This window comes from Halomonas sp. LS-001 (genome assembly GCF_052983955.1).
This window is the reverse complement of record NZ_CM129816.1, coordinates 1,338,150-1,364,756: the sequence shown is the minus strand read 5'-3', so window position 1 is coordinate 1,364,756 and position 26,607 is coordinate 1,338,150. Positions and strand designations below refer to the sequence as shown.

General features: G+C 52.4%; 33 protein-coding genes. 14 read left to right on the top strand and 19 right to left on the bottom strand.

The window, feature by feature from the left end:
• The first annotated feature begins 5 nt into the window (after positions 1-5).
• Together ACU6TU_RS06075 and ACU6TU_RS06070 are read left to right on the top strand one after the other, a co-directional pair.
• Positions 6-599 carry a phosphoheptose isomerase gene (locus tag ACU6TU_RS06075; protein WP_447143669.1) on the top strand — a complete coding sequence of 198 codons (594 nt, stop codon included), beginning with the start codon at positions 6-8 and terminating at the stop codon, positions 597-599.
• 56 nt (positions 600-655) lie between these two features.
• Positions 656-1,228, top strand: a complete 573-nt coding sequence (locus ACU6TU_RS06070; RefSeq protein ID WP_447143668.1) for a BON domain-containing protein — start codon at positions 656-658, stop codon at positions 1,226-1,228.
• Positions 1,229-1,317: 89 nt separating this feature from the next.
• On the opposite strand, the gene ACU6TU_RS06065 is transcribed toward ACU6TU_RS06070, so the two are convergent.
• The 8 genes from ACU6TU_RS06065 to zapE all read right to left on the bottom strand — a co-directional run bounded on the left by ACU6TU_RS06065 (position 1,318) and on the right by zapE (position 7,726).
• Complete coding sequence (locus tag ACU6TU_RS06065) at positions 1,318-1,863, bottom strand: ClpXP protease specificity-enhancing factor (RefSeq protein ID WP_447143667.1); 546 nt, start codon at positions 1,861-1,863, stop codon at positions 1,318-1,320.
• Positions 1,864-1,921: 58 nt separating this feature from the next.
• Positions 1,922-2,548: a stringent starvation protein SspA gene (sspA, locus tag ACU6TU_RS06060; RefSeq protein WP_447143666.1), complete on the bottom strand. Its 627-nt coding sequence runs from the start codon at positions 2,546-2,548 to the stop codon at positions 1,922-1,924.
• A gap of 160 nt (positions 2,549-2,708) precedes the next feature.
• On the bottom strand, positions 2,709-3,476 hold the full coding sequence (locus ACU6TU_RS06055; protein ID WP_447143665.1) for a cytochrome c1: 768 nt from the start codon (positions 3,474-3,476) through the stop codon (positions 2,709-2,711).
• Positions 3,476-4,735: a cytochrome b gene (locus tag ACU6TU_RS06050; protein WP_447143664.1), complete on the bottom strand. Its 1,260-nt coding sequence runs from the start codon at positions 4,733-4,735 to the stop codon at positions 3,476-3,478. The genes ACU6TU_RS06055 and ACU6TU_RS06050 overlap by 1 nt, the downstream gene beginning before the upstream one ends.
• Complete coding sequence (petA, locus tag ACU6TU_RS06045) at positions 4,735-5,334, bottom strand: ubiquinol-cytochrome c reductase iron-sulfur subunit (RefSeq protein ID WP_447143663.1); 600 nt, start codon at positions 5,332-5,334, stop codon at positions 4,735-4,737. The genes ACU6TU_RS06050 and petA overlap by 1 nt, the downstream gene beginning before the upstream one ends.
• A gap of 208 nt (positions 5,335-5,542) precedes the next feature.
• Positions 5,543-5,932, bottom strand: a complete 390-nt coding sequence (gene rpsI, locus ACU6TU_RS06040; protein WP_171701370.1) for a 30S ribosomal protein S9 — start codon at positions 5,930-5,932, stop codon at positions 5,543-5,545.
• A 13-nt stretch (positions 5,933-5,945) separates the two neighbouring features.
• A complete protein-coding gene (gene rplM / locus ACU6TU_RS06035) occupies positions 5,946-6,374 on the bottom strand; it encodes a 50S ribosomal protein L13 (protein ID WP_447143662.1) in 429 nt (142 codons plus the stop codon).
• A gap of 203 nt (positions 6,375-6,577) precedes the next feature.
• A complete protein-coding gene (zapE, locus tag ACU6TU_RS06030) occupies positions 6,578-7,726 on the bottom strand; it encodes a cell division protein ZapE (RefSeq protein WP_447143661.1) in 1,149 nt (382 codons plus the stop codon).
• A gap of 248 nt (positions 7,727-7,974) precedes the next feature.
• Here zapE and ACU6TU_RS06025 point away from each other — a divergent pair, with 248 nt between their 5' ends.
• On the top strand, positions 7,975-8,439 hold the full coding sequence (locus ACU6TU_RS06025) for a ZapG family protein (RefSeq protein WP_447143660.1): 465 nt from the start codon (positions 7,975-7,977) through the stop codon (positions 8,437-8,439).
• A 27-nt stretch (positions 8,440-8,466) separates the two neighbouring features.
• Here the strand turns inward: ACU6TU_RS06025 and ACU6TU_RS06020 are convergent, their stop codons facing one another.
• Complete coding sequence (locus tag ACU6TU_RS06020) at positions 8,467-9,231, bottom strand: Nif3-like dinuclear metal center hexameric protein (protein ID WP_447143659.1); 765 nt, start codon at positions 9,229-9,231, stop codon at positions 8,467-8,469.
• A gap of 200 nt (positions 9,232-9,431) precedes the next feature.
• Between ACU6TU_RS06020 and ACU6TU_RS06015 the strand changes: the two genes are divergently transcribed.
• Positions 9,432-10,697 (top strand): Do family serine endopeptidase, encoded by a 1,266-nt coding sequence (locus ACU6TU_RS06015; RefSeq protein ID WP_447143658.1) that lies wholly within the window; start codon positions 9,432-9,434, stop codon positions 10,695-10,697.
• A gap of 124 nt (positions 10,698-10,821) precedes the next feature.
• On the opposite strand, the gene hisD is transcribed toward ACU6TU_RS06015, so the two are convergent.
• The 9 genes from hisD to ACU6TU_RS05970 all read right to left on the bottom strand — a co-directional run bounded on the left by hisD (position 10,822) and on the right by ACU6TU_RS05970 (position 17,721).
• Positions 10,822-12,141, bottom strand: coding sequence for a histidinol dehydrogenase (hisD, locus tag ACU6TU_RS06010; protein ID WP_447143657.1), 1,320 nt, complete (start codon positions 12,139-12,141; stop codon positions 10,822-10,824).
• 20 nt (positions 12,142-12,161) lie between these two features.
• Positions 12,162-12,818: an ATP phosphoribosyltransferase gene (gene hisG / locus ACU6TU_RS06005; protein WP_447143656.1), complete on the bottom strand. Its 657-nt coding sequence runs from the start codon at positions 12,816-12,818 to the stop codon at positions 12,162-12,164.
• A gap of 27 nt (positions 12,819-12,845) precedes the next feature.
• Positions 12,846-14,108, bottom strand: a complete 1,263-nt coding sequence (murA, locus tag ACU6TU_RS06000) for a UDP-N-acetylglucosamine 1-carboxyvinyltransferase (protein ID WP_447143655.1) — start codon at positions 14,106-14,108, stop codon at positions 12,846-12,848.
• A gap of 11 nt (positions 14,109-14,119) precedes the next feature.
• Entirely contained in the window at positions 14,120-14,371 is a 252-nt protein-coding gene (locus tag ACU6TU_RS05995) for a BolA family protein (protein WP_447143654.1), read from the bottom strand.
• Positions 14,372-14,515: 144 nt separating this feature from the next.
• The gene (locus tag ACU6TU_RS05990) at positions 14,516-14,875 is read right to left on the bottom strand and encodes an STAS domain-containing protein (protein ID WP_447143653.1); all 360 of its coding nucleotides are present in this window, start codon (positions 14,873-14,875) and stop codon (positions 14,516-14,518) included.
• Positions 14,872-15,468, bottom strand: a complete 597-nt coding sequence (locus ACU6TU_RS05985) for an MlaC/ttg2D family ABC transporter substrate-binding protein (protein ID WP_447144193.1) — start codon at positions 15,466-15,468, stop codon at positions 14,872-14,874. Before ACU6TU_RS05985 ends, ACU6TU_RS05990 begins: the two co-directional genes overlap by 4 nt.
• A gap of 150 nt (positions 15,469-15,618) precedes the next feature.
• Positions 15,619-16,083 (bottom strand): outer membrane lipid asymmetry maintenance protein MlaD, encoded by a 465-nt coding sequence (gene mlaD, locus ACU6TU_RS05980; protein ID WP_447143652.1) that lies wholly within the window; start codon positions 16,081-16,083, stop codon positions 15,619-15,621.
• Between the two features lie 15 nt (positions 16,084-16,098).
• Positions 16,099-16,899, bottom strand: coding sequence for a lipid asymmetry maintenance ABC transporter permease subunit MlaE (gene mlaE, locus ACU6TU_RS05975; RefSeq protein ID WP_447143651.1), 801 nt, complete (start codon positions 16,897-16,899; stop codon positions 16,099-16,101).
• Positions 16,900-17,721 carry an ABC transporter ATP-binding protein gene (locus ACU6TU_RS05970; RefSeq protein ID WP_447143650.1) on the bottom strand — a complete coding sequence of 274 codons (822 nt, stop codon included), beginning with the start codon at positions 17,719-17,721 and terminating at the stop codon, positions 16,900-16,902.
• Positions 17,722-17,968: 247 nt separating this feature from the next.
• On the opposite strand from ACU6TU_RS05970, the gene ACU6TU_RS05965 reads away from it, so the two are divergent.
• The 10 genes from ACU6TU_RS05965 to ACU6TU_RS05920 all read left to right on the top strand — a co-directional run bounded on the left by ACU6TU_RS05965 (position 17,969) and on the right by ACU6TU_RS05920 (position 25,133).
• Positions 17,969-18,958 carry a KpsF/GutQ family sugar-phosphate isomerase gene (locus ACU6TU_RS05965; RefSeq protein WP_447143649.1) on the top strand — a complete coding sequence of 330 codons (990 nt, stop codon included), beginning with the start codon at positions 17,969-17,971 and terminating at the stop codon, positions 18,956-18,958.
• A gap of 47 nt (positions 18,959-19,005) precedes the next feature.
• Positions 19,006-19,548, top strand: coding sequence for a KdsC family phosphatase (locus ACU6TU_RS05960; protein WP_447143648.1), 543 nt, complete (start codon positions 19,006-19,008; stop codon positions 19,546-19,548).
• Between the two features lie 18 nt (positions 19,549-19,566).
• A complete protein-coding gene (gene lptC, locus ACU6TU_RS05955; protein ID WP_447143647.1) occupies positions 19,567-20,130 on the top strand; it encodes an LPS export ABC transporter periplasmic protein LptC in 564 nt (187 codons plus the stop codon).
• Between the two features lie 11 nt (positions 20,131-20,141).
• Positions 20,142-20,651 (top strand): lipopolysaccharide transport periplasmic protein LptA, encoded by a 510-nt coding sequence (gene lptA / locus ACU6TU_RS05950; protein ID WP_447143646.1) that lies wholly within the window; start codon positions 20,142-20,144, stop codon positions 20,649-20,651.
• A 10-nt stretch (positions 20,652-20,661) separates the two neighbouring features.
• Complete coding sequence (gene lptB / locus ACU6TU_RS05945; protein WP_447143645.1) at positions 20,662-21,429, top strand: LPS export ABC transporter ATP-binding protein; 768 nt, start codon at positions 20,662-20,664, stop codon at positions 21,427-21,429.
• Between the two features lie 122 nt (positions 21,430-21,551).
• Positions 21,552-22,973 (top strand): RNA polymerase factor sigma-54, encoded by a 1,422-nt coding sequence (locus ACU6TU_RS05940; protein ID WP_447143644.1) that lies wholly within the window; start codon positions 21,552-21,554, stop codon positions 22,971-22,973.
• A 104-nt stretch (positions 22,974-23,077) separates the two neighbouring features.
• The gene (hpf, locus tag ACU6TU_RS05935) at positions 23,078-23,386 is read left to right on the top strand and encodes a ribosome hibernation-promoting factor, HPF/YfiA family (protein WP_447143643.1); all 309 of its coding nucleotides are present in this window, start codon (positions 23,078-23,080) and stop codon (positions 23,384-23,386) included.
• A gap of 4 nt (positions 23,387-23,390) precedes the next feature.
• The gene (locus tag ACU6TU_RS05930) at positions 23,391-23,858 is read left to right on the top strand and encodes a PTS sugar transporter subunit IIA (protein WP_447143642.1); all 468 of its coding nucleotides are present in this window, start codon (positions 23,391-23,393) and stop codon (positions 23,856-23,858) included.
• Between the two features lie 60 nt (positions 23,859-23,918).
• Entirely contained in the window at positions 23,919-24,827 is a 909-nt protein-coding gene (gene rapZ, locus ACU6TU_RS05925) for an RNase adapter RapZ (protein WP_447143641.1), read from the top strand.
• A 36-nt stretch (positions 24,828-24,863) separates the two neighbouring features.
• Entirely contained in the window at positions 24,864-25,133 is a 270-nt protein-coding gene (locus ACU6TU_RS05920) for an HPr family phosphocarrier protein (RefSeq protein ID WP_447143640.1), read from the top strand.
• Between the two features lie 56 nt (positions 25,134-25,189).
• Here the strand turns inward: ACU6TU_RS05920 and pmbA are convergent, their stop codons facing one another.
• The gene (gene pmbA, locus ACU6TU_RS05915) at positions 25,190-26,530 is read right to left on the bottom strand and encodes a metalloprotease PmbA (protein WP_447143639.1); all 1,341 of its coding nucleotides are present in this window, start codon (positions 26,528-26,530) and stop codon (positions 25,190-25,192) included.
• Between the last annotated feature and the right edge of the window lie 77 nt (positions 26,531-26,607).

Below are 26,607 nucleotides of genomic sequence, written 5' to 3'. Positions count from 1 at the left end.
GCCAGATGGACTTTCAGTCTCGGATAATCAGTCATTTTAACGACAGCATTGACACTAAAACCTATGCCAGTGAAGTTCTGCCTCCGTTTATTGAGGTCGCCAGTCAGATGATGGTGCAGTGCCTTGTCAGCGAAGGCAAAATCCTCTCCTGCGGCAACGGCGGTAGCGCCGACAACAGTCAGCATTTCTCGTCAAAGCTTCTTAATCGCTTTGAGCGTGAACGCCCTAGCCTGCCCGCATTGGCATTAACCACTGACACCTCCGCTCTTACCTCAATCGCTAATGACTACAGTTATAATGAGGTGTTCTCCAAACAGATTAGAGCATTAGGGCAGCCGGGTGACATTCTGCTCGCCATCTCAACCAGCGGCAATTCGGCGAATATTGTGCAAGCCATTCAGGCAGCTCATGATCGAGATATGGCGATTGTTGCCCTGACGGGCAGAGATGGCGGTAATATGGCATCATTGCTCGGCCAGGATGATTGTGAAATTCGCGTGCCCGCCACATCCACTGCCCGTATTCAGGAAGTTCATCTTCTTGTTATCCATTGCCTTTGCGACCTTATAGACGAACAGCTCTTTGGCGGAACAATGTGACTTGTTTTATTGTCAATGGACGCTTTATTATCAACGTAATTTACAGGAGTTTTAACATGTCTCGACTTTTTTCCTCGCATTTCTATCTGGCTATCATCATGGCTGGCGTAATGTTGTTGGCGGGTTGCGCCACACAGACCGCACACAACCCCAATAACTACGGCACACGCTCAAGCGACGTAGAAGCCATTGATAAAACCATTGCAACCGAGGTGGAACGTGCACTCAATCAAGCTGATGGCCGTCTTGCTGAAGCCCGCATCAAAGCGCATGCATTTAACGGAGAAGTGCTACTGATTGGCCAGGTTCCCAGTGAGGAGTTACGCTCTCTCGCAGCACAGGTCACTCAGGATATTCGCGGCGTCAGTAAAGTGCATAACGAGCTGGCGATTGCTGCAACGCTACCGGCCTCGCAACGCCTGACCGATAGCTGGATAACCACTAATGTGGTGAGCCAGCTTGCCACCAATAACCGCATCGATTCTTCCAAAATTGAAGTCACGACTGAAAATGCCAGCGTCTACCTGATGGGTATGGTGGCGCGTTCTGAAGCGGATATGATTGTTAATGAAGTATCTACCGTTCGAGGTGTTCAGCGTATCGTCAAGGTGTTTGACTATCTCGACTGAAGCAATGCAACGCAAAGACATTGATAGTAATTAATAAAAAAGCCTCAGATTCTGAGGCTTTTTTATGATCATCTTTTATCCGGCATAAACTATTTAATGACGCGCAGCGTTGGCTTCTTCTTGGACTTTGAAGAGCGAGCATCCGAGTCTTTTGTGTCCGAATGCTTTCCGCTTTTATCATTCTGCTCAGAAACTGGCGTAGATTCGGCAATCGATAGTGCAGGTTGCTTATGCTCTTTTTCTGAAGGCTCTGCGTCTACCTGCGCAGAGCTTTCAGACGCTTCGGTCTCAGTGTCAGGCGCATCCAACTCTGGCTCATCCAGCTCTGGCTCATGACCAAACACCATACCCGCGCCGTTTTCTCTGGCATAGATGGCAATCAGAGCAGGTATTGGAATCATCACCTGCATGGAGTGACCGCCAAATCGAGCACTAAACCCGATGGCCTGGTTTTCCATATACAGATCACGAACCGCCGTTGGCGCAACATTAAGTACAATTTGACCGTTCTGGACAAACTGTCTTGGCACTTCGACACCAGGCAAGCTGGCATCGACAACGAGATAGGGTGTTAATTCATTATCCACCAGCCACTCATAAAGTGCTCTTGCCAGATAGGGACGACTAGAGCGCATCTCACTCCCCTGTTAATGGCCTTCTCCACTGACGTATCAGCAGAGAAGTGAATGTGTATTAAGCACGCATTTCTTTTTCAAATTCGTTCAGCGCGGCCTGAAATGCTTCACGCTCAAAAACACGCGTCATGTAATTAATCAATGGCTGCACCTGCTTCTCTGGCAGTTCAATATTGAGGTCGGGTAGTCGCCAGAGAATAGGCGCCAGACAGCAATCAACGAGTGTAAATTCATCACTCATAAAGAACGGCATATCTTCAAAAATAGGCGAAATACCGATCAGACTTTCGCGCAACTCTTTACGCGCCTTGTCTGCCTCTTTTTTGGTCCCGGTACGAATAGTATCCACCAGCGGGCACCATTCACGCTCAACACGGTGCATCCACAAACGACTTTGCGCACGTGCAACAGGATAGACAGGTAACAGCGGAGGATGCGGAAAACGCTCATCCAGATACTCCATCATCACCTTGGATTCATAAAGCACGAGGTCGCGATCCAACAACGTTGGCACGCTGTTATAGGGATTCAGCTCGGCAAGCTCTTCCGGTGGCTGCTCATCGTTCACATCGACGATATCCACCGTTACGCCTTTTTCCGCTAATACAATACGCACACGATGACTAAAATGATCATCATTACCTGAATAGAAAATCATCGACGACCGTTTGGCCACAACACCCATGAAATCATCCTCGCTTCAAAATCAACTTGATATTATAACACGCAACCAGGATGGGTGGGGAAAGCAACCGCCTGGTTCACACCATCAATACGCAAAGGGCGTACGACAACAATTGTCGCACGCCCTTCTGGCTGCCTAAATCTATCTAACTTACTACCATTTAGTGAACATCGCGCCAGTACTCACGTTTCAGGAAGTAAGCAATCACACCGAAAATGAAAATGAAGATTAACACTTTAGGCGCCAACGCCTGCGCCTGAAGCTTGGAAGGTTCACCAACATAGGACAGGAAGTTGGTAAGGTCATAAACCGCCGTTTCGAATTCATCTTCCTCCATGGTGCCCGGCTGAGTTACCTCAAGTACCCCACAAGACTGGTACTTGCCCGTCAAGGGGTCAAGCTCCCCACCATTCACAGGTTGATCCGTTTCGGTGCAGACCATTTCTTGAACACCTTGCAAAGGCTCCAGGACATTAGGCATTGCCGAGGCTTCCAGCACCGTATTGTTCACACCAAGTGGCTGACCTGCATCACGGTAGAAGCTTAACAGGTAAGAATAGATGTAATCCTCACCACGTAAGCGGCTCATTAGCGAAAGATCAGGCGGTGCCACACCAAACCAGGATTCGCCATCTGCACTATGCATGGCAATTTGCATCTGGTCATTGAATGCCAGATCCGGTGAAAAGATCAGGTTCTGCTCGACGAGATCCTGCGGGATATTCAGATCCTCTGCCGAACGTGCAAAACGCTGATGCTCAAGCGAGTGGCATCCCATGCAGTAGTTGACATAGAGCTTCATGCCATTCTGCAAGGATTGCTTGTTAGACAGATCAGGATCCATATGATACGGAACACTGGCAGCGCCTGCCGCAATCGCCGTTACGGGAAGCAGTGCAAACAGCAGTGCAAATAGTTGTTTTTTCATTAGCCAGTCACCCTTTCCGGAACGGGTTTAGTCTTCTCCAGCTTGGTATAGATTGGCATCAGCAGGAAGAAAGCAAAGTAAATAGCCGTACATAACTGAGCCAAAATAGTGCGCCCTTCTGTTGACGGCAACACACCCAGCACCCCAAGTATCACAAAGCTGACAGCAAACAACGCCAGCATCACCTTGGAAATCCACCCCTTATAGCGCATTGAGCGTACCGGGCTACGATCAAGCCATGGCAGCACAAACAGGATAGCAATAGCGCCACCCATGAAAAGCACACCTAAAAACTTGGCGTCAAGCCCGAACACAGAAAATGTAATCGCCCTTAGAATGGCGTAAAACGGTGTGAAGTACCAGACTGGCGCGATGTGATCCGGCGTTACCAGAGGGTTGGCAGGCTCAAAGTTGGGTTTTTCAATAAAGTATCCGCCACCTTCAGGGAAGTAGAAAACCACAATACAGAAAACAAACAGGAAAATAGCAATACCAACCAGGTCTTTGACCGTGTAGTAAGGGTGGAAGGCAATACCATCAAGCGGCTTACCGGTTTCATCTTTCTTCTGCTTGATGTCAATACCGTCAGGGTTATTGGAACCCACCTCGTGCAGGGCAATAATATGCAGCACAACCAATGCCAGAATAACGATTGGCAAAGCAACAACGTGCAATGCAAAGAAGCGGTTCAACGTAATCCCGGAGATCAGAAAGTCGCCACGTACCCATTGGGCGAGATCTGGGCCAATGGCTGGAATAGCCGAGAACAGCGAGATGATGACCTGAGCACCCCAATAGGACATTTGCCCCCATGGAAGCAGATAACCCATAAATGCTTCGGCCATCAGCGCCAGGTAAATGGTCATGCCAAAAATCCACACCAGTTCGCGCGGCGCCTTATAAGAACCATACATAAGAGCGCGGAACATATGCAGATATATCACCACAAAAAACGCTGATGCACCTGTCGTGTGCATGTAGCGAATCAACCAGCCCCACTCAACATCACGCATGATGTATTCCACGGAAGCAAAAGCGCCTTCAGCGGAAGGGTTGTAGCTCATGGTTAGCCATACGCCGGTCAGAATCTGGTTAATCAGAACCAAAAGGGCCAGCACACCAAAGAGATAAAAGAAATTGAAGTTCTTGGGGGCGTAATATTTTGTCAGATGGTCCTGCATCATCTGCGTGGCAGGAAAGCGGTCATCAACCCAGCGCATGATACCGCTTTCCGCTTTCGCCTTGTTTGGATTAGCCATCAGGCAGCCTCCTCATCTTCGCCGACGATAATCGTATCGTCGTTCTCGAAGCGATACGGCGGCACTTCGAGGTTAGTAGGTGCAGGCACACCGGTATAGACGCGCCCAGCCAAATCAAAGCGGGAACCATGGCAAGGACAGAAGAAACCACCCGGCCAGTTATCAACTCCCACGCCTTCAGCATCAGGTTCCGGGCGGTAAAGTGGTGAACAGCCCAGGTGAGTACAGATGCCAATCAACACGCCAATGTCCTCTTTGATAGAGCGCAGAGGGCCCGTTACATAAGAGGGCTGTTGCGGCACCTCAGAATTCGGGTCAGCAAGAGTACTTGCATCCACAGACTCAGTACGCTCGTTCATTTCCGCAGTGCGACGAATAATCCATACGGGCTTTCCTCGCCATTCCACTGTCATGCGCTGCCCGACTTCGAGCTTGGAAATATCTGCCTGTATAGGCGCACCCGCCGCCCTCGCCTTGGCACTTGGCTGCCAAGAAGCCACAAAGGGAACCGCAACCCCAACAGCGCCCACCGCACCCACTACGGAGGTGGCACCAACAAGGAAGCGGCGCCGACCTTTGTTTACGCCGTTATCTGCCATTTCTGGTTTCTCCCATCAGCTTACCCGTACCGCCACAAAAGAATAATGTGACGACGAATATCAAATACAGTCTATGTTAAAAAAACAAAGCGCTTTACACAAGGACAACCGCCATTGACCATGGTGGTAGACGATATGTAACTTTATGATATTGCATAAAAAAACGCCCAGGCGCATGACCTGAGCGTTATACAGAATGACGCTGAAATTAACGCTTGGAGAACTGAGGACGGCGACGAGCCTTACGAAGACCGACTTTCTTACGCTCAACCTGGCGTGCATCACGCGTTACATAACCTGCTTCACGCAGCGCCGGACGCAGATCTTCATTGTAGACCATCAGCGCACGAGTAATACCGTGGCGAATTGCCCCAGCCTGTGAAGAACCACCACCACCTTCGACCGTCACATAAACGTCGAACTGGTTAAGGGTGTCGGTAAGTTCTAACGGCTGACGAACGACCATACGACCGGTAACACGACCAAAATACTGGTCCAACTCACGGTTGTTGACAGTGATCTTGCCGGAACCCGGCTTCAGAAAGACGCGGGCGGTGGAAGTCTTGCGGCGCCCGGTACCGTAATACTGCTGTGTCATGGCGAAGATTTCCTTAAATGTTCAGTTCAAGCGGCTGCTGTGCAGTGTGCGGATGCTCGGCGCCAGCATAGACTTTAAGTTTCGTGTACATGGCACGACCAAGCGGACCCTTCGGCAACATGCCTTTAACAGCGGATTCGATGATGCGCTCAGGCGCATGATCAAGCATCTTGTCAAATGTCATGGAACGCAGACCACCTGGGTAGCCTGTGTGGCGATAGTAGGTCTTGGCGTTAGCCTTGTTACCCGTGACATGCACTTTCTCAGCATTGATCACGACGATGTAGTCGCCGGTATCAACGTGAGGCGTAAATTCGGGTTTATGCTTACCGCGCAGGCGGCGAGCAATTTCGGTAGCCAGACGACCGAGCGTCTTGTCCGTAGCATCGACAACATACCAGTCGCGCTGGACGGACTGCGGCTTAGCACTGAACGTCTTCATGGATGAAATCACCAATTAAAGTTTATTGGGTGCTAACTACCTGCTGAGCAGGCAATGCACCATCCCTATTTTTTTTGGTTGCCGTGTAAGTGACTAACAACGAACACTCAACGGCAACATCAAGCGAGGGCACATACTACAGGAGTCGCCTATACAAGTTAAGCCTTAGCCGCGTTTTTTTGCATGCTTTCAGCTACCACGTTTCATGGCTTGTGGGCTAATGCCAGATACTCATGGGATTGCATCTCCTGCAGCCGAGACAAGGTACGCTGAAACTCAAAATTCAGTTTTCCATCGGTATATAAATCACTGATGGCCACTTCTGCCGACATCAGTAACTTAACACCACGGTCATAGAATTCATCCACCATATTGATGAATCGCCGGGCCTGATCTTCTTTCTCACTCCCCATCTGCACCACGTTGGACACAAGAACGGTATGAAACTCTCTGGCAATCTCAATGTAGTCATTCTGACTACGAGGACCATCGCAGAGATCAAGAAAGTCAAACCAGATCACGTCATCATGCACTCGTCTGGCCTGAATGGTGCGATGATTCACGTCCAGCGGCACATCAACCTCGCCTTCATGGCCTGATATCTCACGAAAGCTGCGCATTAGTTCGACTTCAGCGTCATCATCCAGCGGTGAGTGGAATATCTCAGCGCGCTCAAGCGCCCGTAAACGGTAATCGATTCCTGAATCAACATTCACTATCTCACAATGCTGGTTAAGCAGTGTGATAGCAGGGATAAAACGCGCTCGTTGCAAACCATCCTTGTACAACTCATCTGGCACAATATTGGAGGTTGCCACCAGAACGACCCCCCTTTCAAACAGGGCTTCCAGCAAATTAGCCAGAATCATCGCATCGGTGATGTCTTTGACAAAAAACTCATCGAAACAAATCACCCGAGCTTCTGCCGCAAATTTACCGGCGATCAGCTCAAGAGGATTTTTTTCACCTTTATAGTGATTCAACTCGTTATGAACACGCTGCATAAACCGATGAAAATGGGTACGCATCTTGTCGGAAAAAGGCAAGGATTCGTAAAAGGTATCCACCAGATACGTCTTCCCTCTACCGACACCACCCCAGAAATAAAGCCCGGTAAAAGAGGGCTCACCTACACTGGGCGTATCGCCACTCTTACCAAACCATCCAGCCATACGGGATTTAAGGCTTTTACCGACACGCATTTCCTCGCGTGGAGGCGATGTTACCGCAACAAGGTCATCATAGAGTCGTTGCAGGTGTTCAACCGCTGCTTGCTGGGCCGCATCGTACTGAAAATCCTCACGTTGCAAATCAGCGCGGTAACGTTCTATGGGAGTTGCAAGTCGTGTCACAGTGTCTCCATAGGTAATAATCGATGAGATCTCGCACACAAGAGGCAGATCACCACCGACATGGCAAGCGAGATTCGACGCAATCCGTTTGACGTCGAGCATTAATAAAAGAAGAGTTTAAACGCTGACGCGCAATAAAGCACATCGTGGATTGACCAACATGGCGCTGTGGCGCCTATAATAGTCTTACATTAGAAGATGGGTCAGTATGACCGACACATTGCACTCCCGGACGCTAGGAGAGAAGAGTGGAATCAAGTTATGAATTAATCTTTGCGTTATCAGGCGTCGTGATCGGCATCATCGTTGGCATCGTCGGATACCGCCTTGTCAGCAAGAGCCATCGTGATGGCATCCAGATGCAGCAACGACTGCTGGAAAGTGAGCGCCAGGTAACTGAACTTAAAGCGCGCATGGGAGCACATCTTATTGATACCCATAAGCACATTACCATGATGCGTAACATGACGGCCGAACTGGAGCAGCAGCTGACTCAGGAAGCAACACACTGGCAGCTGGACGATGAAACATTACAACACCTTGATTTCAGCGACATCGACGCACCCAATGAGAAGGCTGGCATTGCCCCAGAAAGCACAGAGACGCCGACCGCCGGAGTACCGCGCGATTACGCTGACGGCAAGAGCGGCACGCTCTCAGAAGATTTTGGGCTGAAAGAACGTGCGCAGCCCCCTCAGCCCCCTCGCTACTGATTTAACTCAAATCTCTTACTCCCCGCATCAAGCGGGGTTGTCGATATCCACAAAACGATGTTCGATCGCAAAGCGCTCCGCCAACCACTCACCTAACGATTCTACGCCATAGCGCTCGGTGGCATGATGTCCGGCAGCAAAGTAATGTATCCCCATCTCACGTGCAAGGTGCGTGGTACGCTCAGATATCTCACCTGAAACAAATGCTTGCGCTCCTCCTTCAAAAGCCTCAGTTATCATGTCCTGTGCCCCGCCCGTGCACCATGCGATGCGTTCAATACATTGAGCCCCTGTCGGTGACTCGATAACCAAGGGAGAACGGCTCAATACGCGCGCCATGTGCTCCGTAAGTTCGTCCACCGTTCGCCGCTGAGGATCATGACCCAGCCATAACAACCCTTCCCCGAGTTCACCATCCAGGCAGCGCTCGAACTGCCAGCCCAACCGTTTGGCAAGCTGCGCATTATTGCCCAGCGTCGGGTGTGCATCGAGAGGCAAATGATACGCCAGCAAATTGATATCATTGGCCAGCAACGTCTTGATCCGAGAACGTTTCATACCGGTCAACGCTACCGGCTCGTTTTTCCAGAAATATCCATGATGCACCAGCACCGCATCAGCCTTCCATGCAACGGCCTCATCAAGCAGCGCCTGGCAAGCCGTCACCCCACTTAGCACTCGCCTGATTTCATGGCCTCCCTCCACCTGCAGACCATTCAGGGTGTAATCCTTAAATCGAGAGGCATTAAGCTCCTGATGGCAAGCTGCGACGAGTGGATCACGTTCAATCATTGCATTTTCCTTCAACTGAGTTGAGAAGCATCAACATTGCCGCTTTTTTTGGCCAACGTCGAATCCGATCATGACGATGCGTAAATTTCCTGGATGAAATGTTATGATGTCCTCATTGAATTAAGCGCTTTCTGATCGATCTTGCTGCTTCTCACCATTTAACTCGCACCAACTGAATACTTAACTGCAAGGAAAATTCCATGCAACGCTATTTAGGGTCGCACATTGGACCAGTGATCATCGGTATATTGCTGGCGGTGTTGTTACTGGCATTTTTCCCCGAAAAGATTCCCAACCCGTTTGCTCACCAGGACAATGTATCAACCGAACCTCGCTCAGAAGACAAAGCCTTTGTCTCAACAGTGGGCATGCAAAATACGCCTCAGCGCCCGCTACCCGAAGTTCAACAGGCAGAGCCATTAAACCGTGAAACAGGTTCGGTCAGCTATTCACATGCCGTCAACACTGCGGCACCGGCAGTGGTCAATATTTATTCGTCACGCGCTGCTAATCGTGACGAGCACCCATTGCGTTCGGATCCTTTTTTCGAACAGTTTTTTAATGGCGACGACGCGACCAGCCAGCAACGCATGTTATCCAGCCTGGGCTCCGGGGTCATTGTCAGTGCAGATGGTTACGTATTGACCAACCATCATGTCATCAACGGCGCAGACAAAATCCAGGTCGCCTTACGTGATGGCCGGGAATCGATCGCCGAAGTGATTGGCACCGACCCGGAAAGTGATTTGGCCGTGTTACGTATTCCACTGGACAACCTGCCCGTAATAGAACTGAGCAACTCTGAAAATGCGGCGGTTGGCGATGTCGCGCTAGCCATCGGCAACCCCTTTGGGGTCGGGCAGACAGTGACCATGGGCATTATCAGCGCGACTGGGCGTAGCCATCTTGGCATTAACGCCTATGAAGATTTCATTCAGACCGATGCCGCGATTAATCCCGGCAATTCAGGTGGACCACTTATTAATCCCAACGGTGCACTGGTGGGAATCAATACCGCTATATTTTCTCGCTCGGGGGGGTCCCAAGGAATCGGCTTTGCCATTCCCGCCAATCTGGCACATAGCGTTTTGAACGAATTAGTCACCCAGGGGCGTGTCATACGCGGCTGGCTAGGCATTGAAGCCCAGACACTTTCAAGAGAGCTGGCGGCTTCATTCGGCTTACGCAACCCGCAGGGCATGATTGTTGCCGGTGTCAGCAAGGGGGGCCCTGCTGACACAGCAGGGCTACAAGCTGGCGATGTGCTGCTTGCCGTTGATGGCCAACCTGTCCTGGATGCACGTGCAACCATGAGCAGCATCGCCGCCATCAAGCCTGGCACACGCCTGCCTGTCACTATTGTCAGAAACGGCGAGCGCGAGGATCTGACGCTTGAAGTCGCAGAACGCCCCATTCCAGCAGTGCCGGTAGACGATACTGCTGAACCACAAAGACGTCTCAAATAAGCGAATCCGGTAGAGACCTGTCTATTATCTCGATATACCAATCTCTAGATACTATCTCACCGTACTATCTCGACATAAAACGCAGCAGGCCACCTTGCGGTGGCCTGTCAATTGATACGGGTCGCTAGCGCTTCAGACGATACTCCGCTGAGCGCGCATGCGCCGTTAAGGACTCTCCTCTTGCCAGCACGGAGGCAATTTCTCCCAACGTATTCGCCCCTTGTGCTGAACAGTGAATAATCGATGAACGCTTCTGGAAATCGTACACGCCCAATGGCGATGAAAAACGCGCGGTGCCAGACGTCGGCAGAACGTGATTCGGCCCGGCACAATAATCACCTAGCGCTTCAGCCGTATAACGCCCCATGAAAATGGCCCCGGCATGGCGTATATCCGCTAACCATGCCTCGGGCTCCGAAACGGAGAGTTCCAGATGCTCGGGCGCTATCCGATTGATCAATGCCAGGGCGTCTTCCTGATCCTTACATTCGATCAATGCACCACGCTTACTCATCGAGGCACGAATAATGTCCTGGCGTTCCAGCGTCGGCATCAATCGCTCAATCGCCTCCTCTACGGCACTCAGATGCTCGCTATTCCAGCTGACCAATATGGCCTGGGCATCTTCGTCATGCTCCGCCTGGGAAAAAAGATCCATGGCAATCCAGTCAGGATCCGTTTGTCCATCGCAAACCACCAGAATTTCTGATGGGCCGGCAATCATGTCAATGCCGACCTGGCCGAAGACGGCACGCTTGGCCGTTGCCACGTAGATATTGCCAGGACCGACGATCTTATCCACCCGTGGAACGCTTTCGGTACCATAAGCCAAGGCAGCGATCGCCTGTGCCCCGCCAATGGTAAACACGTAATCCACCCCGGCCAGATGAGCCGCCGCCAGCACCATATCGTTAAGAATCCCGTCCGGCGTCGGCACCACCATGACGATCTCCCTTACGCCCGCCACATGAGCAGGAATGGCATTCATCAGTACCGATGAAGGGTAAGCTGCCTTACCACCCGGCACATAGATGCCGGCACGGTCCAGCGGCATGACCTGCTGCCCGAGCACGGTGCCATCATCTTCCGTATACTGCCATGAAGCAGGTTTTTGATGCTCGTGATAACGGCGAATACGCTCTGCGGCAACGGAAAGCGCTTCACGCTGAGCGTCAGGCAGCGCGTTGTAAGCCGTTTCCAGCTGTTCCGGCGTTAAACACAGCTCTTGCATAGAGGAGACAGAGAGACGGTCGAAGCGATTCGTTGCCTCCACTACAGCAGAGTCGCCATGTTGCTTGACCTGGTGAAGAATGTCTTCCACACGCTGCTGTACCGCACGATCCGATACGCCGTCCCAATCCAGCAAGGCATCAAGACGCTGACCAAAATCAGCGTCGCTTGTAGAGAAACGCGCCACCAGTGGCGCTTTCATAATTTCGCTCATGACGACCTCTTGTGGGTTTGTCAGTCGCTAGTGGCGACGCTTTGACGTTCAGTCACCGCTGCCTGCAAGCGCTCAAGAAGCGGCTTGATCTGACGGTGTTTCATGGTCATGGCAGCTTTATTGACAACCAGACGAGTACTGATGGAAGCAATCAGTTCGCGTGGTTCCATACCATTCGCACGCAGAGTATTACCGGTATCTACAATATCGACGATTTCGTCAGCCAAGTTCATCAACGGCGCAAGCTCCATCGCACCGTAAAGCTTGATGACTTCTGCCTGAATTCCCTGAGCGGCGTAATACTGGCGAGCAACGTTGACAAACTTGGTCGCCACTCGACGACGCGCTCTGGCAGGTAATTCGCCTTTAATCCCCGCTGTCATCAGTTTGCAACGAGCGATATTCAGATCAAGCGGCTCGTAAAGCCCCTGCGCACCATGTTCCAGCAAAACATCCTTGCCCGCCACACCGAGGTCGGCGGCACCCAGTTGCACATAGGTGGGTACATCCGTGGCACGAATCACTACCAGTCTAACATTCGGCAGGTTGGTATCGAATAATAGCTTGCGGCTTTTATCCAGGTCTTCCAACGGCGAAATACCGGCGTCAGCCAATAGTGGCAAGGTTTCCTGCAGAATCCGCCCTTTGGAGAGCGCTAAAATCAGTTGCTTACTCATCATGATTGCCAATGGTTAGTACATGACTCAGCCTGGAATACGACGAATTCGCGCTCCTAACTGCTGAAGTTTCTCTTCAATGCATTCGTAACCACGATCAATGTGGTAGATGCGATCCACCAGGGTATCCCCTTCTGCCATCATGGCAGCAATCACCAGCGAGGCAGAAGCGCGCAGATCTGTTGCCATCACCGGTGCCCCGGAGAGCTTTTCAACACCATTAATCAGCGCAGCATTTCCTTCAAGGGTGATGTCAGCCCCCATTCGGATAAGCTCCTGAACATGCATAAAGCGGTTTTCAAAGATGGTTTCAACCACCCGTGAGCTACCTTCCGCTACGGCATTCATGGCGACAAACTGGGCCTGCATGTCAGTCGGGAAAGCAGGATACGGCGCTGTACGCAGGTTAACCGCTTTCGGCCGTTTACCGTGCATGTCCAGCTCAATCCAGTCATCGCCCGCTGTTATCGAAGCACCAGCCTCTTCGAGCTTGGCCAGAACCGCTTCCAGAATATCCGCTCGGGTGCGAGTCACTCTCACTCGACCACGGTTCATGGCCGCGGCCACCAGAAAAGTACCCGTTTCGATACGATCTGGCATGACATCATGTTGACAGCCATGCAGACGCTCGACACCTTCAATCACTATGGTGTCAGTTCCATGACCACGAATGTTGGCTCCCATCTTGATCAGGCACTCGGCCAGGTCAACGATTTCAGGCTCACGAGCAGCATTTTCAAGCACGGTGGTGCCTTCAGCCAGGGTCGCTGCCATTAACAGATTTTCCGTGCCGGTGACCGTCACCGTATCGAAGAAAATTGTCGCTCCCTTGAGGCGCTTATCAACCCGAGCACGTATATAACCGTTCTCTACGCGGATTTCAGCTCCCATGGCTTCCAGGCCGCGAATGTGAAGGTCCACAGGACGCGAACCAATCGCGCAGCCGCCCGGCAGCGATACATCAGCATGACCAAAATGCGCAAGCAAAGGACCCAGCACCAGAATGGATGCGCGCATTTTCTTGACGAGTTCATAAGGCGCATGGCAATGCGTTACCTGGGAACCATCAAGCTCAATGGTCATTTTATCGCCCATGATCGGCTCAACGCCCATCCTGCCCAACAGCTCAAGTGTGGTGGTAATATCCTGCAGGTGAGGCAAGTTGCCAATTACCACGGGGCCATCAGCCAGAAGGCTGGCACACAGAATCGGAAGAGCGGCATTTTTGGCACCACTGGCCCAGACCTCTCCGTCTACATTTCCGTTGCCTGTAATCAGTAATTTATCCATAAAACCTGCCGTTATTGAGCGCTCTCAGGCGCATTTCCCCACTGTGCCGGGGTAAAGGTTTTGATACTGATTGCGTGAAGAGCGCCCGACGCAATCTCGTCACTCAAAGCACCGTAAACCAACTGCTGACGCTTGACCGGCATAAGACCATCAAACACGTCGCCAACCGCCGTCACCTGAAAATTGCAGCCTTCTCCCTGGATAAAAAACTCACATCCGTCTAAGCGGGACTCTAGCAGCGCTTTCACTTCGCTCGGTTGCATATGCAAACTCCTGTTGGAAACGGCGGAAAATCTGTTGTCTATGATAAAGAAAAGCAACCGCTTTGGCGATTGCTCTCGTAAAACACAAAAGGCTCAACAGCCACTTTGCCCCATGTTACTGACAGCGGCTCTCAGTTGACATACTCAACCAGCTGACCCGGAGGAGGAAGCGGAGGAAGAAGAAGCGGAGAAGTCTAGTAACGCATCCAGTTCAGCAAGGTCAGCCAGGCGCTTAAGGGGCGGGGATAAAGCAACAGACAGAAGCGCAATCTGCCGATGGCGACAGGTGCGCACCCACTGCAATAAAATACTCAGGGCCGCGCTACTCGCTTTGCCAACCTCTTCAAAGCTGATGCTCAGTTCTCGGCTGGCGGTACCTGCCAGCCATTGATTTCCGGCGGCGGCCACGCCTGCCGCCGTTGTTGCGTCAACATCACCGCTAACCCACAGGGCATCGCCACGCTGCTCCAACTGGACACCCTGATGGGAAAACAGAATGCTCACGCGCCTCCTCCCTGCTCCAACTCGTCAACACCTACCGAAGGTGCCCAGCCGTCAATCACCGCATCATAGTCACGGTTGTTCTCGCGCATCGCCTGATCGAACTGGTTACGGAAAGTCAGACCAAGATTAATACCATTAACAATCACATTCACGACCCGCCACTCGCCATCAGACAAGCGCAGGCTGTAACTAACCGGATAGACACTACCGTTGGTGGCGACGATTTCCATATCCACACTGGCCTGGTCGTCATAACGCTGAGCGCGCTGATTGTCCATCACACGAATTTCATCGTAGTCAAAGGTCACCAGACCGCGCGTATACGTATCAATCAGCGTCTGGCGGAACACGTCCACAAATTTGCTGCGTTGTTCAGGCGTCGCATTACGGAAATAACTCCCCATCACGCTAGCACCGATATAACGGAAGTCGGCGACGTTATCGAGGTTTTCATCAACCAGCTCTTTCAACTCACCGACATTATCGGCGTAGTAGCTCTTGCGCGATTCAAGCTCACCCATAAAGGAGTCGATGTTCTGACGAACGACCTCTTCAGGACCTGACGTCTGAGCACTGGCGGCAGGCACCCACATTAACCAGAGAGCAAAAAAAGCGATGCTCCAGAGCCCCACCTTGCGATATCCATCATCACGAAACTTCATCATAATATTCCCTTTTAACCTACTGATTCAAAAGTGCTGATTCATTTGCCATACAGCTGGCTGATAAGACATCTGATCGCATCAACCGTTCGCCATACTGGAAACAAATTGTTGTATCAACTCCTCCAGAACCAACGCAGATTGGGTATCTCTTATCGTATCGCCATCCTCGAGCATTTCAGGGTCACCGCCTATGCTCAATCCAATGTATTGTTCGCCTAACAGACCCGCTGTCAGGATGGCAGCCGTTGAATCCCGGCTAAGCTGCCCTTCAAGCTGGCTATCTAGTTTCAGCGTGACTCGCGCGTCGTACCACTGCTTATCCAGCTCAATCGACTCCACTCGCCCGACGGTAACCCCTGCCATCGTGACGCGTGCGCGCGGCTTGAGACTGCCGGCATTGGCAAAGTTGGCTTCCAGGTGAAATGTCTGCGTTGAAGAAGAAAGTGACAGGCCACTCACTTTAAGACCAAGAAAAATCAGCCCGACGATACCGGCCAACATGAAAAGGCCAACCCCCAACTCCATGGTTTTACTGCGTTTCATGTATATACTCCAACGTTAAAGGCCGCCAAACATCACGGCAGTCAAGACAAAATCCAGCCCCAGCACAGCCAGAGAGGAGTACACCACGGTGCGCGTTGTCGCACGGGAAATACCCTCTGACGTCGGCACCAGGTCATATCCCTGAAAAACGGCAATCCACGTGACAACGACAGCAAACACAAGGCTTTTGATCATGCCGTTACCCACGTCATTGAGAAAATTAACGCTGGCTTGCATGTTGCTCCAGTATGACCCTTCAAACACGCCCAGCCACTGGACACCCACTAGGTATCCACCCCAGATGCCCACCACGCTAAAACCAATAGTCAGAAGAGGTAACGAGACAAAGCCGGCCCAAAGCCGAGGCGCCACTACGCGGCGTAATGGGTCCACACCGATCATTTCCATACTCGACAACTGCTCGGTGGCCTTCATCAAACCGATTTCAGCGGTCAACGCCGAGCCTGCACGCCCGGCAAACAGCAGAGCCGCCACCACCGGCGCCAATTCTCGCAGTAGCGATAACGCCACCATTTGCCCAAGCGCCTGCTCAGCACCGAAATCGACCAGAATGGTAAATCCCTGCAACGAGATCACCATGCCGATAAACAGCCCCGACACCAGCACAATTGCCAGCGACAGCACGCCCACAAAATGCATTTGCTGTATCCATAACCGCCAGCCCTCTCGCGAAGGCACGCCAACGGCCGACTGCCATAAAAACAGGCCGGCACGCCCAAGCGCCTCCATCAGATCACAGCCTCTACGGCCTAGCTTTGCAATCCGGGCAATGGCGTGGGAAAAATTTGCATCCATCTAGCCAATCCTTGTGGTTGCACCATCATTAAGAATATCGTCCTGAAAGGGCCGCGCCGGATAATGAAACGGCACCGGCCCATCCGGTTGACCATGCATAAACTGCTCAACACGCGGGTCTTCATGAACATCCAGCATTTCCGGCGTTCCATGAGCGACGATTTCGCCATCAGCAATCAAGTAGAGGTAATCAGCGATACTGAGCGTTTCCTTGATATCATGAGAAACCACCACCGACGTCAGCTCAAGCGCCTGACTCAGACGTTTGATCAACTGCACCAGCACGCCCATGGAGATAGGGTCCTGCCCCACGAACGGCTCATCATAGAGAATCAGTTCAGGGTCAAGCGCCACGGCGCGGGCCAGCGCAACGCGGCGCGCCATACCACCGGAAAGTTCTGATGGCATCAGGTTTCTAGCCCCCCTCAACCCAACCGCCTGAAGTTTCAAAAGCACGATATCGCGCACCATGTCATCCGGCAAATCCGTATGCACTCTTAGCGGAAACGCAACGTTTTCAAAGACATTAAGGTCAGAAAATAGAGCGCCGCTCTGAAACAGCATCCCCATTCGTTTGCGTAGCCCGAACAGAGCTTTTCTGGAGAGCGTATTGACATCCTGACCATCAATCAGGATACGGCCGCTATCTGGCGTCAACTGCCCACCAATCAGCTTTAACAAGGTTGTTTTACCTGTTCCACTGGGCCCCATGATCGCGGTCACTTTGCCATATGGAATAGATAGGTTTACGCCACGAAATATTTCGTGTTCTCCCCGCGTAAAACGCAGGTCTTGTATTTCAATGAAAGCAGAATCAGTCATATAAAAACCAGGCACTCACCTTGTGCACAAAAACGCCCGACATACTGCGACTGAAAAGAAGGCAAGCCTGTCACTGGCGTCAATAGCGTTCAAAAATATTATCGAACATTGTATCCTAACTCACTTTGAAACTGCCAAAACAAATATTGTTCCATAATGACAGGAATTTATATCCGGCAAGTCACCAGCAGATGTTAATATTAACGTCGTCCATTTACCGAGTTGCGATTGCCAGTCGAGCTACGTCATGTCTCATGCCACACCACCGTCAACCAGCCTTATGCGTGAAAGCGCGCTTCGTACACTTCAGATAGAAAAGGAAGCGATTGGCAATCTACAGGCCAAGCTGGACACGCATTTTGACCATGCCTGCGAACTGATCTTAGCCTGCAAAGGCCGTGTCGTCGTTACCGGCATGGGGAAATCCGGCCATATCGCCGGTAAGCTGGCAGCAACACTCGCCAGCACCGGCACCCCTGCCTTTTTTGTCCACCCTGGCGAAGCCAGCCACGGTGACCTTGGCATGATCACACGCAGTGATGTTGTCGTGGCGTTATCAAACTCCGGTGAAACCAGTGAAGTGACCGCATTAGTGCCGTTACTGAAACGTCTCGGCGTTCCGCTCATCAGCATGACCGGGCGGCCTAACTCCTCGCTGGCACGTCACGCAGATGCTCACCTGGATAGCGGTGTGGAACGTGAAGCCTGCCCACTGGACCTGGCACCAACCAGCTCAACGACGGCCGCACTTGCCCTCGGTGATGCCCTCGCGGTTGCGCTGCTGGAAGCGCGCGGTTTTACAGCAGAAGATTTCGCCCTTTCACATCCCGGTGGCACGCTGGGCAAACGCCTGCTTTTACGCGTCAAAGACGTTATGCATAGCGGGGAACGCCTGCCCTGCATTGCTCTGGGCAGCCCCTTGAGAGATGCTCTGATTGAAATCACCCGTAAAGGGTTAGGGTTTACTTGCGTCACCGATGCCCAAGGCCGACTGTCTGGCGTCTATACCGATGGTGATTTACGCCGCACACTGGATGATCATCATGATTTACGCGATATTCTTGTCGATGACGTAATGACTCGGCCCGGAAAGCGCATTTCCCCCAGCATTCTGGCAGCTGAGGCAGTGCGCCTGATGGAAGAAAGCAAAATTACCGTCCTTGCCGTTGTGGATGAAGAGCAGCGCCCGATCGGCGCGCTACATATGCATGACTTGCTCGCCAGTGGTGTTATCTAGCATTCTCTTTCAGTCGATATGCCAACCACCCCTCAAATGGAGGCTGTATGACCTTACCCGCCAATCTGGTTGACCAACTGCGCCGCGTGCGCCTATTTGCCATGGACGTGGATGGCGTTCTGACCGATGGCCGACTGTATTTCCAGGCGGATGGCATCGAAATTAAAGCGTTCCATACTCAGGACGGTCAAGGACTAAAACTGCTCAAACGGGCGGGCTTGCACGTGGCAATCATTACCGGGCGAGATTCCCCCATGGTGAGCCAGCGCGCTGCAGCCTTGGGCATTACGCACGTTTATCAAGGCTGCGAAGACAAACTATCCACATTACGAAAGCTCTGTCAGCGCCTGCAAATAGAGCTGGATCAGGTTGCTTACTGCGGCGACGACCTGCCTGACCTCGCCCCCATCAAGCGCTCAGGCGTTGGTATTGCCGTACCCAATGCCCCTGATTACATGCACACTCATGCGGACTGGGTAACTGACCGCCTGGGTGGCCACGGGGCGGTACGCGAAATCTGCGACGCCTTGATGGAAGCTCAAGGTCACTGGGGCGCCGTTCTCGATACCTACCTGCACGGTCGTAAGTAAATGATCAGTGGCGACGCTATGGTTTCCTTTCGTCGGCTTTTGCTCGCGGGGCTTGTAATAGTCCTTGGCGGGCTGCTCGCCTGGCTGGACTGGCGAACAACGCCCGTCGCCAAAATCGATCAGGATGCCCGTGCCGAAGAGCCCGGACATGTGGTCGAGAATGCCACCCTGACGATTTACAACGATCAGGGCAAGCGCTCGCAGCGTCTGTCGGCAGAGCAACTAACGCACACGCCACAGCACAACATGACCCAGCTGACATCGCCTTACGCGTTATTGCTGGATGACCAGCAACGCGAATGGCATGCCCAGGCGCAGCATGGTCAAATCGACAGCCAAGGAGCACGACTCACCTTGAGCGGAGAGGTGCGCCTGCGAGAACCGCAGGAAACCTGGCAGCTAAGTACTGAACAACTTAGCTACATAAGCGCCGAGACCCATGCGTTCAGCGATGTTCCCGTACTATTCGAACAACCACCGCAATCCGTTCAGGCCCAACGCATGGACTTATGGCTCAATAAAGACCTCTTGCAGCTAAGCGGCGGCGTACACGGCAACCACCCTACCGAGAATGCCCCGTAAAAGGAGTCACCATGAATATTACCGGTTTGATGTATCGTGTATTTTTCAGTCTGCTGCTTAGCATCGCAAGCTTTCAGACATTGCACGCAGCCCCTGGGGACCCTGTTGAAGTAGAGGCTGATCAACTCGACATTGACCAGAATGCCGGCACAGCGGTTTACAGTGGAGATGTCCGCATTCGCCAGGGAGACCTCCACCTTAACGGCGCTCGGGTAGAAATTGTGCGCAATGCCAACGGCGAATTATCCCGTGCGGTAGCGCTTGGCGATCGTGCTTATATCCGCAACCGCTTTGAGGGTCAGGAAGATATTACCGAAGGTCACGCCCAACGCATCATCTACCATGTTGCCGAGCGGCGCGTAGAGCTGGTCAATCAAGCCGAGCTTAGTCAGGGTGGCGACCGTTTCACAGGTGGCCGACTGGAATACTTCATTGACCGTGGCATTGTTCAGGCACGCTCTGATGTCGAGGGCGCTGAGAACCAGCGCATTCGCATGACACTTCAACCTGAACAGCAATAGGAGCCTGCCGGTGTCTTTTGATGATGTAACAGCGTCAGTGCCCGCCCGTGAAGGTAAAACACTCTCAGCACGGCACTTAGCCAAAAGCTACAAACGTCGCCGGGTGGTCAAGGATATTAATCTGGACATTGCCCAAGGCAGCATTGTTGGCCTTCTCGGGCCTAATGGCGCGGGCAAGACCACGTCGTTTTATATGATTGTCGGTTTGGTAAAAGCCGATGCAGGCAAAGTGTATATAGATGATCTCGACCTGACCCGTGCGCCCATGCATGAACGGGCTATTGCCGGGATTGGCTATCTTCCGCAGGAAGCCTCGATCTTTCGCAAGCTGAGCGTTCGCGACAATATCATGGCCATTCTGGAAACCCGTAAAGGACTCTCGCGCACCGAACGCAAAAGCGTTCTGGAGCAGTTGCTGGAAGATTTCCACATCACACACATCCGCGACAATATTGGCATGAGCTTATCGGGTGGGGAGCGACGCAGGGTGGAAATTGCCCGCTCACTGGCGACTGATCCGCATTTCATTTTACTCGATGAGCCTTTTGCAGGTGTCGATCCGATATCCGTGGGTGATATCAAGACCATCATTCGTGCTCTCAAAGCACGCAATATTGGCGTACTGATTACCGACCACAACGTCAGGGAAACCCTCGATATCTGTGATACGGCTTACATTGTTGGCGATGGCCACATTATTGCCAGCGGCTCCCCGGATACGATTCTTGATAACCAGCAGGTCCGTGATATTTATCTGGGCGAAGACTTCAAGCTCTGATTTTATCCGGCCACCTCCCCTGTCTGTTGCCAGCTTTTTTATTGATGGCATGCTTATTGCTACTTGCGCTTGGCAGCGGCTGCTTTTAGGGTAAGGTTTTACATGCCACGGGTGGTTCACGAATGGCCATGAAAGCGTCCCTTCAACTGCGTCTTGGCACTCAACTGACGATGACGCCTCAGTTGCAACAGGCGATTGCGCTACTGCAACTGTCGACGCTGGATCTACGTCAGGAAATCCAGAACGCACTTGATAACAATCCCCTGCTGGAGCAGGAAGAAGAGTTTGGCGAGCAAGCCGTCAAGGAGGCAAAGGAAGCCGACTGGTCGGATGATATTCCGACCGAACTCTCTGTCGACAGTGACTGGTCGGACACCTATCAGGATGTTGCTCATTCCAGTAGCGCCAGCAACACCCATGACGGCGCCGATTTCGAGCGTGACACCACGGTACAGAGCCTGCATGGCCACCTGTTATGGCAGCTGGCCATGACCAACTTCACCGCTCGTGAGCAGCTCATTGCCGAAACCCTGATTGATGCTGTCGATGGCAACGGTTATTTATCACTGTCATTGAATGAGGTTCGCGAAAGCCTTCTGGCCACCGCCCATGAAGGCATTCATCAACGTGATATCGAAAATGTACTGCTGCGCCTTCAACAGTTTGAACCCACTGGCGTATTTGCCCGCGACCTGCGTGAATGCCTGATGCTTCAGCTGGCAGCATTACCGGATGACACCCCGTTGATTGTGCCAGCCAAGCGGCTGGTTCGGCAGTTTCTGGAAGTGCTTGGCAAAGATGACAGTCGCACATTAAAGCGGCGGTTAAACCTGGATGATGAACAGCTCGGCGCCGTCATTCATCTGATACGTAGCCTTGACCCACGCCCTGGAAGCACCTTTGGTAGCACCGCCAGCGGCTATGTCATTCCAGACCTCGTCGTACATCACGACAAGCAAGGCTGGCATCTGACCCTTAATCCTGAGGCAATGCCCAGGCTACGAATCCAGCCAGAATACGCCAGCTTAATTAAACGTGCCGACAAAAGTGATGATAACCAGTTCCTCAAGGATCATCTTCAGGAAGCGCGCTGGCTGATAAAAAGCCTATCCAGCCGCAATGACACCCTGCTTCGCGTCGGCCAGGAAATTATTGTTCGTCAGATCGGTTTTCTCGAACATGGAGAAGAAGCAATGAAACCGCTGATTCTTGCAGATATCGCCAATGCGGTGGATATGCATGAATCCACCATTTCCCGGGTGACCACGCAAAAATTCATTCATACGCCACGCGGTGTGTTTGAGCTTAAATACTTTTTTTCAAGCCACGTCGGCAGTCAGGATGGCGATCATCATTCCAGCACCGCCATTCGTGCACGGATCAAAAAACTGATTCAGGAAGAGCCGCCTCGCAAGCCGCTTTCCGATAGCCGGCTGGTTGCTTTACTCAAGGAAGATGGCATCACGGTTGCTCGCCGTACCGTTGCCAAGTATCGAGAAGCCATGGGAATTCCCTCTTCCAGCGAGCGTCGTCACTTAAGCTGAACCGCCTTAAACCGTTTCTATAAGTGGAAACTGACCTAAAGGGCTTTGCTTAATAAAAAAAAGGGTTACAATCAAAGAACAGTCGACGGAAAGGAGTACGTTCAATGCAAGTCAATATCACTGGACACCATGTAGAACTGACCGATGCCCTGCGCGATTACGTCAACGAGAAACTCGAACGCGTCGAGCGCCACTACGACAACATTACCACTGTTCAGGTTACCCTTTCAGTGGAAAAGGAGCGTCAGCAAGCCGCATGTACCCTACATGCGGCAGGCGCAGACTTGCATGCCGAAGCCACTGATAACGATATGTACGCAGCAATTGATGCGTTGGCAGATAAAATTGATCGTCAGCTGGTAAAACATAAAGAAAAAGCACAAGCGCGCGCCCAAGGCGCTGGTGTCCGGTAATCTAATGACTTTGGAAACCATCTTGCCCCCAGAGCGCGTCCTATATGATGTCCCTGGGGGTAGCAAAAAACGCGTACTGGAATTTTTCAGCACTTTTATTGCTCAGAACACGCCCAGCCTGGACAGCCAAGAAGTTTTTGGACGTCTGATCAGTCGTGAACGGCTGGGTAGCACGGGTATCGGCAATGGCGTCGCCATTCCACATGCTCGCAGCCCTCACTGTTCAACACCGATCGGCAGTTTTCTGAAACTGGCTGAAGCCGTTGATTTCGATGCGATTGATGGCGAACCTGTTGATCTCGTGTTTGTGCTTTTAGTCCCCGAAGAAGCTGACGATACGCACTTGGCACTGCTTGGACAGGTTGCAACCATCATGAATGACGTAAGCGTTCGGGTTCAGCTTCGCAAAGCGGGCAGTCAACGAGAATTGCTGGAACTGATCAGCGAAAAAATACGCGATAGCGCCTTCTGATTCTGACGCTTTCAGTACACTCGAAACTTCTTACGAGTGAATCAACGCAAGAGAGACGCTATGCAATTGGTCATAATCAGCGGCCGCTCGGGTTCGGGAAAATCTATTGCTCTGCAAGCGCTTGAAGATCTTGGTTATTATGCCATTGATAATCTGCCCGCTATGCTGCTTGGCTCCCTTGTCGATGAGCTTCGTGATCAAGGGGAACAGTCGCGTCTGGCCGTCAGCATAGATGCCCGCAACCTTCCGGGAGCACTTGAAAAGCTCCCCCGGTTGCTGAAAGAACTTCATCAACGCGATATTCATTTTCAGATTGTCTACCTGACCACCGATGCACGCATTCTGCTTGAGCGCTATTCAGCGACACGCCGCCGGCACCCGCTGACACGGAACAGTGATTTAACACTGGAAGAGGCGATCAGCAAAGAAGAGGAAACGCTGAGTGCGGTTCGTGACATTGCTGACCTGATCATTGATACCTCGCGAATGAGTGCTCACGACCTGCGCAGCCGTATCACCGATCAAGTGGCATTGCATAAAAACGACAAGCTGACCATTACCTTTGAATCTTTCGGCTACAAACGCGGTGTTCCTCTGGACGCCGATCTGGTCTTTGACGTGCGCTGCCTTCCCAACCCTTACTGGGACCCGGCACTCCGCCAATCCACTGGCCGGGATGAAGAGATTCAGGCGTTTTTGAGCTCCTACCCTATTGTTGAAGCCATGGGCGATGATATTCACGCCTGGGTCAGCCGTTGGCTGCCAGCCTATCAAAGCAGTCAACGCAGCTATATGACCATTGCGATTGGCTGTACCGGTGGACAGCATCGTTCGGTATACACCGTAGAACAGTTGGCCAAGCGAATGGCAGCGGATGGCATTGAAACACACATTCGTCACCGTGAGCTTGGACTGACCTTTTCCACCTCAGAACACAAGGTGATGGCAGATAAAACAACGGCCCAATGAATCCGTTATCGACACCGCTTGGAAAAAGGAACCAGGGTGCCTGAAAGAACATTAACATTGACCAATAAACGCGGCTTACATGCACGCGCCGCGACGAAGCTGGTGACTTGCTGCCAGCCTTTCGATGCCTGCATCAAGGTAAGCAAAGGCGCTCAGGTGGCGGATGCCTGTAATATCATGGCACTTTTGATGTTGGCAGCCCCCTGTGGCACAGAATTACAGGTCAGCGCCACAGGAGAAGATGCCCAACAGGCACTTGATGCCATAGAAGCGCTCTTTGACGCGCGTTTTGAAGAGGACGCCTGATACGGCTGTCAGCGTCCTCTCTGTCAATCACTCTCTCTGCCAATCACCAACGGCGGTCAATCACCAGCCACTGTCATTTTGTCGATTAACCAACTGCCCGTGTGAATGCTACCGCGCGTATCCGTATCATCACCGATGGCTACCAGGCCAGCAAACATGCTGTTCAGGTTACCGGCAATCGTAAACTCCTCGACAGGGTACTGCACACGGCCATTTTCCACCCAGAAACCGGCCGCACCGCGTGAATAATCGCCTGTAACACCGTTTACCCCCTGCCCCATCAGTTCAGTCACCCACACACCGCGATCCATTTCCTTGAGCATGGCCTCAAATGAACGTGTCGGTGTCGCCAAGCGAAGGTTGCGAGCGCCGCCCGCACTGCCCGTTGTTTGCATCCCCAGACGACGGGCGCTGTAGGAAGACAGCATATAGCTGGCGACTTGGCCGTCCGCAATAAAGCGGTTATTACGTGTTTGTACCCCTTCGGCATCAAAGGGCGAACTGGCCAGCGCACCGACCTCCATCGGACGTTCTTCAAGGCTGAACCAGTCGGGAAACAGTGGCGTTCCAAGACGATCGCATAAAAACGACGCTTCTCTATACAGGGCTCCACCCGCCAGCGCACTCATCAGATGGCCAATCAGACCGCTGGCCAGCATCGGGTCAAACAATACCGGGAAGCTACCTGTCTTTGGCCGCTGCGCCCCCAGGCGACGCAATGTACGACGCGCCGCCTCTTCGCCCACTGCAGCGCCCGACCTGAGCGCGCCAGGGTCACGCGCCGACGTGTAGTCGTAATCGCGTTGCATGCCCTTGTCGTCTTCAGCAATCAACATACAGGAAAGCGAGTGAAGACTGCCTTTCTGGGTGCCCAGAAAACCGTGGCTATTGGCATACACCCTCACGCCTTCACCGGTCGATAATGAGGCACCATCGGACTTGGTGATCCCGGCACAATCAAGGCCTGCGCGCTCACACTCCAACGCAATCGTCGTTGCTTCATCGATACTCAATGACCAGGGATAATGGACGCGCAGATCCGGCAGATCACGCGCCATCAGCTCAGCATCAGCGAGACCCGCAGCAGGGTCTTCTCCTGTGTAACGGGCAATCGATAGCGCTTTTTCCACTGTCGCACGGATCGACTCGCTTCCCGCATCGGTCGATGAGGCACTGCCCTTGCGCTGGCCAACGTAAACCGTAATCGCAATCCCCTGATCACGCGATAACTCGACGGTTTCCACTTCACCTAAGCGCACGCTAACGCCAACCCCTTGATCCACACTGGCGCCAACTTCAGCCGCATCAGCTCCAAGTTCTTTGGCGAGCTGAAGTGCCTGCTCCGCGCGTGAGGTCAGCAGCGTTTGCTGTGCGTTTGCCTCGAATGCCTGTGCCATACTGTCTCCTTTACCTTACCTCGGCGAGCGAGATAACCTGTTATTTCAAAACGGGCTGTTATAATGCCGTCTTTAAA

Bases quoted from the DNA above. Each gene is read 5' to 3' on its own strand.
- rapZ (WP_447143641.1), top strand. From the start codon at position 23,919: ATGCAATTGGTCATAATCAGCGGCCGCTCGGGTTCGGGAAAATCTATT.
- ACU6TU_RS05985 (WP_447144193.1), bottom strand. From the start codon at position 15,468: ATGTGGGTGCCTGCCGCCAGTGCTCAGACGTCAGGTCCTGAAGAGGTC.
- ACU6TU_RS05930 (WP_447143642.1), top strand. From the start codon at position 23,391: ATGACTTTGGAAACCATCTTGCCCCCAGAGCGCGTCCTATATGATGTC.
- lptC (WP_447143647.1), top strand. From the start codon at position 19,567: ATGGTTTCCTTTCGTCGGCTTTTGCTCGCGGGGCTTGTAATAGTCCTT.
- ACU6TU_RS05940 (WP_447143644.1), top strand. From the start codon at position 21,552: ATGGCCATGAAAGCGTCCCTTCAACTGCGTCTTGGCACTCAACTGACG.
- petA (WP_447143663.1), bottom strand. From the start codon at position 5,334: ATGGCAGATAACGGCGTAAACAAAGGTCGGCGCCGCTTCCTTGTTGGT.
- hisD (WP_447143657.1), bottom strand. From the start codon at position 12,141: ATGAGCGAAATTATGAAAGCGCCACTGGTGGCGCGTTTCTCTACAAGC.
- sspA (WP_447143666.1), bottom strand. From the start codon at position 2,548: ATGGGTGTTGTGGCCAAACGGTCGTCGATGATTTTCTATTCAGGTAAT.
- rplM (WP_447143662.1), bottom strand. From the start codon at position 6,374: ATGAAGACGTTCAGTGCTAAGCCGCAGTCCGTCCAGCGCGACTGGTAT.
- ACU6TU_RS06015 (WP_447143658.1), top strand. From the start codon at position 9,432: ATGCAACGCTATTTAGGGTCGCACATTGGACCAGTGATCATCGGTATA.
- lptA (WP_447143646.1), top strand. From the start codon at position 20,142: ATGAATATTACCGGTTTGATGTATCGTGTATTTTTCAGTCTGCTGCTT.
- ACU6TU_RS05970 (WP_447143650.1), bottom strand. From the start codon at position 17,721: ATGACTGATTCTGCTTTCATTGAAATACAAGACCTGCGTTTTACGCGG.
- rpsI (WP_171701370.1), bottom strand. From the start codon at position 5,932: ATGACACAGCAGTATTACGGTACCGGGCGCCGCAAGACTTCCACCGCC.
- ACU6TU_RS06020 (WP_447143659.1), bottom strand. From the start codon at position 9,231: ATGATTGAACGTGATCCACTCGTCGCAGCTTGCCATCAGGAGCTTAAT.
- ACU6TU_RS06065 (WP_447143667.1), bottom strand. From the start codon at position 1,863: ATGCGCTCTAGTCGTCCCTATCTGGCAAGAGCACTTTATGAGTGGCTG.
- murA (WP_447143655.1), bottom strand. From the start codon at position 14,108: ATGGATAAATTACTGATTACAGGCAACGGAAATGTAGACGGAGAGGTC.
- mlaE (WP_447143651.1), bottom strand. From the start codon at position 16,899: ATGGATGCAAATTTTTCCCACGCCATTGCCCGGATTGCAAAGCTAGGC.
- ACU6TU_RS05960 (WP_447143648.1), top strand. From the start codon at position 19,006: ATGACCTTACCCGCCAATCTGGTTGACCAACTGCGCCGCGTGCGCCTA.
- ACU6TU_RS06075 (WP_447143669.1), top strand. From the start codon at position 6: ATGGACTTTCAGTCTCGGATAATCAGTCATTTTAACGACAGCATTGAC.
- ACU6TU_RS05995 (WP_447143654.1), bottom strand. From the start codon at position 14,371: ATGCAACCGAGCGAAGTGAAAGCGCTGCTAGAGTCCCGCTTAGACGGA.
- pmbA (WP_447143639.1), bottom strand. From the start codon at position 26,530: ATGGCACAGGCATTCGAGGCAAACGCACAGCAAACGCTGCTGACCTCA.
- hisG (WP_447143656.1), bottom strand. From the start codon at position 12,818: ATGAGTAAGCAACTGATTTTAGCGCTCTCCAAAGGGCGGATTCTGCAG.
- hpf (WP_447143643.1), top strand. From the start codon at position 23,078: ATGCAAGTCAATATCACTGGACACCATGTAGAACTGACCGATGCCCTG.
- ACU6TU_RS06050 (WP_447143664.1), bottom strand. From the start codon at position 4,735: ATGGCTAATCCAAACAAGGCGAAAGCGGAAAGCGGTATCATGCGCTGG.
- ACU6TU_RS06070 (WP_447143668.1), top strand. From the start codon at position 656: ATGTCTCGACTTTTTTCCTCGCATTTCTATCTGGCTATCATCATGGCT.
- ACU6TU_RS05965 (WP_447143649.1), top strand. From the start codon at position 17,969: ATGTCTCATGCCACACCACCGTCAACCAGCCTTATGCGTGAAAGCGCG.
- mlaD (WP_447143652.1), bottom strand. From the start codon at position 16,083: ATGAAACGCAGTAAAACCATGGAGTTGGGGGTTGGCCTTTTCATGTTG.
- ACU6TU_RS06055 (WP_447143665.1), bottom strand. From the start codon at position 3,476: ATGAAAAAACAACTATTTGCACTGCTGTTTGCACTGCTTCCCGTAACG.